This window comes from Acetatifactor aquisgranensis (assembly GCF_943193215.1).
Taxonomy (GTDB): Bacteria; Bacillota; Clostridia; order Lachnospirales; family Lachnospiraceae; genus Acetatifactor; species Acetatifactor aquisgranensis.
In genome coordinates, this window is sequence record NZ_CALPDH010000046.1 from 20,749 (window position 1) to 29,164 (window position 8,416).

The 8,416-nt window shown below is 43.0% G+C and carries 9 protein-coding genes and 1 pseudogene; 7 read left to right on the plus strand and 3 right to left on the minus strand.

What is annotated here, in order from left to right; genetic code table 11:
• Positions 1-564: 564 nt before the first annotated feature.
• The gene (locus tag NFS35_RS30100; RefSeq protein WP_456298462.1) at positions 565-1,611 is read right to left on the minus strand and encodes a DUF5720 family protein; all 1,047 of its coding nucleotides are present in this window, start codon (positions 1,609-1,611) and stop codon (positions 565-567) included.
• 261 nt (positions 1,612-1,872) lie between these two features.
• Between NFS35_RS30100 and NFS35_RS25855 the strand changes: the two are divergent.
• The 5 genes and pseudogenes from NFS35_RS25855 to NFS35_RS25875 all read left to right on the plus strand — a co-directional run.
• Positions 1,873-2,043, plus strand: a pseudogene (locus NFS35_RS25855) (site-specific integrase); the annotation flags it as partial.
• A 4-nt stretch (positions 2,044-2,047) separates the two neighbouring features.
• Positions 2,048-2,371, plus strand: coding sequence for a plasmid mobilization protein (locus tag NFS35_RS25860; RefSeq protein WP_251209891.1), 324 nt, complete (start codon positions 2,048-2,050; stop codon positions 2,369-2,371).
• Positions 2,368-3,525 carry an AAA family ATPase gene (locus tag NFS35_RS25865; RefSeq protein ID WP_251209892.1) on the plus strand — a complete coding sequence of 386 codons (1,158 nt, stop codon included), beginning with the start codon at positions 2,368-2,370 and terminating at the stop codon, positions 3,523-3,525. The genes NFS35_RS25860 and NFS35_RS25865 overlap by 4 nt, the downstream gene beginning before the upstream one ends.
• Positions 3,526-3,626: 101 nt before the next feature.
• Positions 3,627-3,860: a hypothetical protein gene (locus tag NFS35_RS25870; RefSeq protein WP_016292760.1), complete on the plus strand. Its 234-nt coding sequence runs from the start codon at positions 3,627-3,629 to the stop codon at positions 3,858-3,860.
• Positions 3,861-4,245: 385 nt separating this feature from the next.
• Complete coding sequence (locus NFS35_RS25875) at positions 4,246-5,559, plus strand: plasmid recombination protein (RefSeq protein WP_251209893.1); 1,314 nt, start codon at positions 4,246-4,248, stop codon at positions 5,557-5,559.
• A gap of 111 nt (positions 5,560-5,670) precedes the next feature.
• Here NFS35_RS25875 and NFS35_RS25880 read toward each other — a convergent pair whose 3' ends face one another.
• Positions 5,671-5,982 (minus strand): DUF6809 family protein, encoded by a 312-nt coding sequence (locus NFS35_RS25880; RefSeq protein WP_251209894.1) that lies wholly within the window; start codon positions 5,980-5,982, stop codon positions 5,671-5,673.
• 117 nt (positions 5,983-6,099) lie between these two features.
• On the opposite strand from NFS35_RS25880, the gene NFS35_RS25885 reads away from it, so the two are divergent.
• Together NFS35_RS25885 and NFS35_RS25890 are read left to right on the plus strand one after the other, a co-directional pair.
• Positions 6,100-6,351, plus strand: a complete 252-nt coding sequence (locus NFS35_RS25885; RefSeq protein ID WP_251209895.1) for a helix-turn-helix domain-containing protein — start codon at positions 6,100-6,102, stop codon at positions 6,349-6,351.
• Positions 6,352-6,617: 266 nt separating this feature from the next.
• Positions 6,618-7,742, plus strand: a complete 1,125-nt coding sequence (locus tag NFS35_RS25890) for a DUF6602 domain-containing protein (RefSeq protein WP_251209896.1) — start codon at positions 6,618-6,620, stop codon at positions 7,740-7,742.
• Between the two features lie 429 nt (positions 7,743-8,171).
• Here NFS35_RS25890 and NFS35_RS25895 read toward each other — a convergent pair.
• The coding region (locus tag NFS35_RS25895; protein WP_251209897.1) for a hypothetical protein at positions 8,172-8,416 on the minus strand (245 nt) is incomplete at its 5' end.

Here is an 8,416-nt window from a genome sequence, read left to right on the forward strand (position 1 = left end):
GGAGGAATTAAGATGAAAGAAGATTATAAGGAATATAACCTGTTGACAAAACGGCTGCTGGAAGAAGGATACTCGGCGGAGCATCATCCGGATCATGTGCGGGTTGACGTTCCCATGTGGCAGGAGAAAACCCTTGATAATTATGATGGAGGGTTTACCTATGAACGCTGGTGGATCTTTGAACAGACTTTCAAGCCCCCCTGCGGCCTGCAGTGCAAAGGGCTCCAGTGCCACAGCAACATGAGTTACATGGGAATCGAGTGGACTTTTGAAAATGATATGGCTACCATCCGCTGTCCTTATGAAAAGAAAGAGTGTAAGCTGAAACATGAATATCTTCAGGAGAACAAGGTACTCAGATATGAGTGTGAGGTTCATATGGCCGAAGAAGAATATTTCTATGAAGGAAGTGTAGAGCATATCTTAAAACTGCATGATGATGAGATACGGAGACAGGAGATCAGTTTTGGACTGCAGAGGAAGGGGCGCGTCTGCCGGGAGCATATGAGGTTCAACCGGGATACACTGGAATGGGAGATGAATTATGACCCGTATTACTGCGGATTAAGCAGATGTGCAGGGATGTGTCCGGTTCTGGGGCATGAACTGGATAAGAAAAGAGGGAATGTATTTTATCCATATCTGCAGCATCCATATCTGCAAATCGGCTCTTTGGATGTAATGGGGGAACTGGCAATCAATCTGATTTCGATCAGCTGCCGTATTTGCCACGCCCCCCGGCAGGCCCTGCACGAACAGGGCGGGGCTGTTACAGGCTGCGGATAGCGTCGCCGCATCATAGCCCCGCATACGCCGCCGCTTTGCCAGAGCAGCGCACGCTGCAGGAACTCTCCCCAAGTCTTTAGGGAGCCGTGAAGAAGTACCATTATGATCTGCGCCATCGTCGCGTCCGGCCTGCCACAGCCGGTTTCGTGGGTTGCGTTTACCGCTCGGACATCCTGGATTCATCACCTCCTTAGGCCGCCTGTCACCGCGCCACCCCATCTGCCGCTCGGAACACAGAATGAAGTACCTGTACGAAATGTTCGCAAATCCCCGCAGCAGCTTATCCATGCCATCCCACAGACTGTCCAGACGGGTGCGAAGGTCGTCCACGTCGGCAGCGTAAATACTCCCGGTCGCATGGTTTTTCAGTCTGACCTCGCCCCATTCCTGGCTGTCTAAAAATTTCTGGTAGCCGGCATCCGTAAGGAACAGGCGCATCTTGTCGCCTTTATCCCCGACAGGGGCATTACCTGAAAGCACGTCAAAGACAATCATGTGCTTTACTTCCGGGTCAAAGCGTTCCAGGGCCATGATGTCATGCCCCTTCAATTTCTCCGCACCGGATTTCTGCCTGGCCTCTGCCAGTAGTTCCCCCATCGTCTTAGGTCCTGCCGGAATCCGGTAGTTTTTCCGAATATCCTGAATGAGCGCCAGACAGTCTTTTTCCGGCATGGCGTCCAGCTTTCGCATAAGCTCCGCCGCCGTTTTCCTCTTTACCGGGTCCGGTATATAGGGGAGGCACATGCGCAGCTCATAAGTGACACCTGATTTCCCATAGCCTTCCGTCTGGAAGATCAGGCGCTTTTCCATTTCGTTCAGTTCCATGTGAATCTCCTTTCGCCTGAAAATGGATATGAAAAAAGGGCGTCCACCTATAAAAGTGAAACGCCCACAGCAATCAGCGGCCAGGCAATACACCGGACCGCTGGCGTTATTAAATTTTGTCGTTAATGAAACAGCCTCCCTTTTTTCGATATTTTTCTCGTCAGATTTCAACTTGGAAAAGGAATTGAATAAATGACGGCAAACGCTCAAACCCCTTGAAAATAAAGGCTTTTTCCGTTTGTCGTTATTATACCGTAATGGCACAGCGCGGTTTCGCTTTTAATCAACATGGGATTTTCGGTACTGGCGATTGGGGAGCGCATGGGGCATGAAGCGGAGAAGATTACATACCGATACGCACACTTATTCCCTACAGTTCGGACTGAAATGGCGGAAAGGCTGGAAATGGAGCGAATGACAAAGGAGGACTAAAAAAATGGATAAGGCACTTGATTATAAAGGAAGATGGCGCAATCATACAGTGGCGTTCCGGGTATCGGACGAAGAAGCAAAACTGTTAAATGATTTAGTGGCGTTATCGGGGTTGACAAAACAGGACTATATCACAAGGCGGCTCTTGTGTCGAGATGTGGTGGTACAGGGCAATCCGAGGGTGTATAAGGCTCTGAAAAACCAGATGGCGGCAATCCATGAGGAATTGAAGCGCATGGAGCGCATAAGCCCGGACAATGACGAACTGCTCTACACACTACAAGTTATTGCAATCACGTTGGACGGTCTGAAAGGAGAAGATGAATGACAGGAAAAAGAAAAACGACTGCTTCCGTATCATCTGTTGGCGCAGATGGGAAACAGCCGATTATGAAAAATCACACTGAAATTATAGCAAATGAAACAGCAAAAAACAATCTGCAAGCCACTGATTTTTGTGGCTTTGACACAAATAACTGCAAAAGCCCGGAGAAATCCGGGTGCAGTTTGCAGACGATTTCCATGACAGAATTATATGACACTCTTTACCCGCCGAGGTCGCCGGTTGTAGATGGTTTTCTGTACGGCGGAACATATCTTTTCGTAGGTGCGCCAAAGGTGGGGAAATCCTTTTTTATGGGGCAGCTTGCCTATCATATAGCAATGGGGATTCCCCTGTGGGATTATCCCGTCCGTAAAGGAACGGTCTTGTATCTGGCTTTGGAAGATGATTACGCAAGGCTTCAGCGGCGGCTTTCACAAATGTTTGGCATAGAGAGCGCAGACAATCTCTATTTTGCGACACAGGCAAAGACACTGAAGGAAGGCTTGGACGGTGAATTAGAGGAGTTTGTGAAACAACATACAGACGCAAGGCTGATTATCATTGACACACTGCAAAAGGTGAGGGAAGTCGGCGGGGAAACGTTCAGCTACTCGAATGATTATGAGATTGTAACAAAGCTGAAAGCATTTAGTGATAAATATGGTATCTGTCTGTTAGTGGTACACCATACCCGCAAGATGGAATCCGGTGATAGCTTTGATATGATTTCCGGCACAAACGGATTGCTTGGGGCGGCTGATGGGGCGTTTATTATGCAGAAGAAAAAACGGACGGACAACACGGCGGTTCTGGATATTGTGGGGCGTGACCAGCCAGACCAGGAACTGACAATCGAGTTTGACCGGGAGCGTTGTATCTGGAAATTTAAAAAGGCAGAAACGGAACTTTGGAAACAGCCGCCGAACCCACTTCTGGAAGCCATTAACGAATTTCTGGCGGAAGGCAGACCAGAGTGGGAAGGAACGGCAACAGAACTTCTGAAACAGTTGCCGGATATGCAGTTATCGGCAAATGTGCTTTCCAGAAGATTAAATGTGGTAAACAGCCAGCTATTAAATGACTATGGTATTTTCTATGACAATAAACGGGGGCATGAGAGAAGAATCATTTTAAAGCGGCTGGAACGGAACGAATAAAAAGCGACGATATGCGTCGGTTGCGACGGTATTTCAGATAGCGGGGCGGTATAGAAAATACCGTCGCTATCGACGCAAACCGACGCAGAAAGGGATATAAAATGAAAAATGTGCAGATACCTTATGATTTGTTTATGGCGTTGCTCCGGTATCATCTGGTGGAAGATGGTTCTTGTGCTGATGAAATCCGGCGAGGGCTGGAAAAGAAACTGGATTCTATGGTGCGCCATGAACTGTACGCAAAATATAAGACAGCACCAACGGAAGAAGAAAGAGAAAAAGCCAGAAAAGAATATCTGGATAAGCGGGGAGTGCCGGACAGCTTCCGCTGGTAGTTTTTCCTTCGGCGATAATTAACAGGGGCGTGTCACGCCCCCTGTCTATTAGTTGACAAGGAAAAATGAAGGATTGCCATACGGAATGAAGTGCCGGACAATGTGGCACTGACAGCGGCAGTAAAAGGGCTGGAACAGCCGCCCGTCCGTAAGGACGGTATGCTATCCGAAGGATAGCTTGCCCCCGGCAGGGCGCAAAACCTGCTTGCAGGTTGCATTTTTGTTGGCGTAGCTGACAAAAGTGCTTTTGCGTTACTTTCGCAGAAAGTAACAAAGGAGGGGCTTCGCCCCGATACTTCCCGGACTTCTAATGTTCGGGAAGGTTCTTCTATTTTGTGCCGTATCCGGCACTGATTACCCTTAAAGGGGAGAAAGGACAGAGTGATTGAAACGAACAATTAGCTTTACTACAGGGAAAGGCTCGGTCAACCATAACAGCAGAAAATTTCATGCAACTAATATTGACCCGGAACGCAGCCACTTAAATATAGAATATTTTAATCAAAATATCAAAGACGTATATCACGAATTATTTGATGAAGCACTTGCCCGGTACAATGAAAAACAAACCCGGAATGACCGCCGGATTGACGATTATTACGAGAAAATATTATCCGGCAAACAGGAAAAGCCGTTTTATGAGATTGTTGTGCAGATAGGCGATAAAGATAATATGGGGGCAAAAACAGAGGACGGACAGCTTGCCGGAAAGATATTGGACGAGTATATGAAAGGATTCCAGAAACGTAACCCAACACTTAAAGTGTTCAGTGCCTATTTACATATGGATGAAGCAACGCCACATCTACATATAGATTTCATTCCTTATGTCACTGGAAGCAAGCGGGGGCTTGAAACGAGGGTATCACTGAAAAAAGCACTGGAGGCACTTGGATTTAAGGGCGGTACAAGAAGTGAAACGGAACGGAATCAATGGTATGCTCATGAGAAAGAACAGCTTTCCGAACTTATGCTGAATCATGGAATCGAATGGGAGAAAAAGGGAACACACGAAAAACATTTGTCTGTATTGGACTTTAAAAAACAGGAACGGTCAAAGGAAGTTGAAGAACTGGAAAAGAAGAAAACGGAATTGCAATCAGAAAATCAATCCTATGAGGAAATCAACGAAAATCTAAAAGGGCAGTTGAGCGAATTAGATGATGAAGTCCGTTCCATGCAAAACGGCATGGAGAAATCAAAAAAGGAAGCAGAAAGCGCAAGGAAACAGGCGGACAAATACCAGAAGCGTATGCAGGAACTCGCCCCAATGGTGAAGGATATGGAACATATGGCGGCAAAGTTTTCAGACAATCCAGAACAGGTGCTTCCAGAAGCCGGGAGCATAGAAAGCGGAAAGTCATACCGGGAGAAGAAAGCAAAGCCGCTGATGGAGAAGATTGTAAAGGTATTACGTTCTGTTTATGCGTCCTATCTGGACGTTTCCAGAAAGTTTGATAAGTTGCAACTGTCTTATAATCGGACTGTGGAAAAGGCAAATAATCTATCTGACCGTTTCCATGAAATTTATACAGAGAATCAGGAATTAAAAGAAATCGTCCGGGATTATGAATGTGTAAAGGCGGTGCTTGGAAAGGAGAAAGTGTCTGGCATTGTTCAGATGGAGAAACAAAGAGAACTGCTGTTGAAGGAGCAAAAGCGGGTAGCAAGAAGAAAACAGAATCGAGAAGCCCGGTGATAGCCGGAGGGCTGCTTAAAGCCCTCTTGGGTGTCATACAGCGAAGCCCTGCCAGTTTGTCAAGGGCGGCGATAGCCGTTTATTTACCCTTGACAGACTGGCGGGGCTTTGCTATTTAGCGGAAGGCTCATGCTCCCTGATGCCTAAATCTCCTTGAAAAATGTCAATCATGATTCTTGCGCCTAAGCGAAAACCGTCAATAAACATTTCTGAAAATTCATAGGGGATAACGTCAAGCTGTTCGTCCATGATTTCAATGAATTTCTTATCCAGAGGTGGATTCACTTTGCTTAAAGTTTCGATGAAGTCATCATAGTGTTGGTAGTGTTCTTGATAAATTTTTCGGTATTCTTCACTTCTGGGAGAATATTGCTCTGCCGGGAAAATCTTGCCCTCATACAGTTCTGACAATATGCTTTTCATAAATGCTCTCCTTTTACTAAAATACAATATTTGACACATAGTGAATGTCAATTCTTTTATAGTTTAGCATATAATAGAGAAAATGACAATCACTAAATGTCAAATAGGAGAGGATTTATGTATAAGAATAAGGCGGCTGATGGTGAAAACAATATATGCGGGCAGAAAGTAAAGGAAATCCGGGAGCGGCTTCCAGAGAAAACTTCACAGAGGAAGCTGGCGGATATGTTACAAATGGCGGGGCTGGATATAGATAAAAATGCTGTGCAAAGGATTGAGAGTGGCAAAAGGTTTGTGACGGATATTGAGTTGAAGGTTATTGCAAAGGTGTTGGGGGTGAGTTATCAGGAGTTGTTGGATAATTGTTAAGGGTAATATGTTACGCAATGGGCTCTTTGTAAGGCTGATTTTATAAGGCTTTTAGACAATTGAGATGGTATAGGTGATATTTTTATATCTAAACTGTTAATAAATGCTTTTAGGTCATAACAGGAGCTGGTATCGTTTTTTAAATGAAATTGGTTGCGACAGTTAATTTTTATAGATACAGATTGGTAAAATATGGATGTAGCAATACACTATTATCAGAAAAATTGTAATATATTGTATAATTAAAAGAAATTAGGGAGAGGGTTATGCTTAGAGATATATTGATGTCGGTATCTAAAAAAATGCAAATTGATTTTGAGGGGATAACAAGTATAATACAGCATAATGGTGAAAAGGGAACAGCAAGAGAAAATATACTTGAAGAATATTTAAAAAGTTATATACCTGAAAAGTACAGTTTTTCAAAAGGCACAATAGTGGATTGTAAAGATGTACAAAGTCGGCAGGTAGATATAATTATTCATGATAAGTTTTTAACGCCATATCTCGTAGATATGGATAATACTAAAATTGTACCAATTGAAAGTGTTTATGGAGTTGTCGAAGTTAAGTCAACTTTAACAAAGGAAGAATTGAGAAAATGTGTAAAAAATATTGAAAGCGTGAGAAAACTTGAAAAAAAGACGATTTCTGATTTCTCTTTTCCAACGGCAGGATTGGTATTTGCATATGATTCAGATGCGTCTTTAGAAACAGTGTATAAAAATCTTAATGAAATTTCAGCAGATGTGGAAGTTGACAAGAGAATAAGCTGTGTATGTGTGTTAAATAAAGGAATTATATTGCCAGTAGAAAAGAATGGAATGACAAATGTATCATTGTTACCAAGTGATAATACTATATATGGAATATTTAATAATGCAAATGATGCGCTACTTTTGTTTTATTTAATTTTAACTCAAATTTTAAATAGCATAACTATATTTCCGCCAGATATGGTTGCATATGCTCAGAGTACAGATATATTGGATACATCTTTTTCAATTCCTGCTGATTATGTACCAGATGATGGTACAATTAGCATTATGGATAAAATGGTTAGTATATCTGAAATAAAAAATTTAAGGGACTACGGAACCAAATTTTTAAGTGGAAAATTGAGAAAGGAGGATTTTTTAGAGTATGCATTTGAAACCTGTATACAGAATTTATTGTTAGTACATAAATCATTAGATTTAGTACCAGGAAATTCTACATTGGATTTTTTTGGAGTTCCAATAAATAATAAGGTAATAATCAATGCTTATAAGATTTTTAGGCGTAGTGGTGAAATAACACCAAATGAAAAAAAGATAGTTGATGATTTGGAAAATCTTATGTATACTATATACGATAATCATAGGGGTGAAATGTTAAAAAATAATAGTTAAAATAAGATTTTTGATAGTTGTTTGTATGGCAACATTTTGTCAACAGAAAATCAGCAAGCCAGAATAATTGGTGTAATTGAAGTAAAAAACGGTGTGAATTTGCATAAAACTTAAATAAATATAGTTAAGAGTAACATAGAACACGCCGAGTTCGAGTAACGGATAAAATCCCGGAAATGCTGATAAAATGGGCGTTTCCGGGATTGCTTTATCTCTGCGGCTTCCCCCATGGCCTTTGCCATATTCCCAAAGCGTCACTACAGGCATAGGAACTTTGAATACTATTTTTCGAACTGCCCTTAACGACAGCCTTGTTCCCCTTTGAAAAACGTGTACACGCTCATAGACAGGCTTGTGGAAACTTGTCCATGTTTTTATAGCCTTGCCGGACATAGAGCGTGTACACGGATTTTATGGCCTTGCGCAGATTTATTTTTTCCCGCCACTCTTCTTTCTTACAAGGAAAAAGGCGGCTGACAGCGCAACTGCCACAATCACTATCGGGACAGGAACCATGACTCCCATAGAGGATGATTCCGTTCTGTCGCTGTTCTCCGCTTTCTTCTCCTGCTCTACCGCCTGTTGGATTTCCTTTTTATCGCTTTCATCCAATTCGTTCAGGATTTCCTCTATCTCTTCACTTTCCTGGGGTGTCAGGCTTTCGGCTTCGGAAC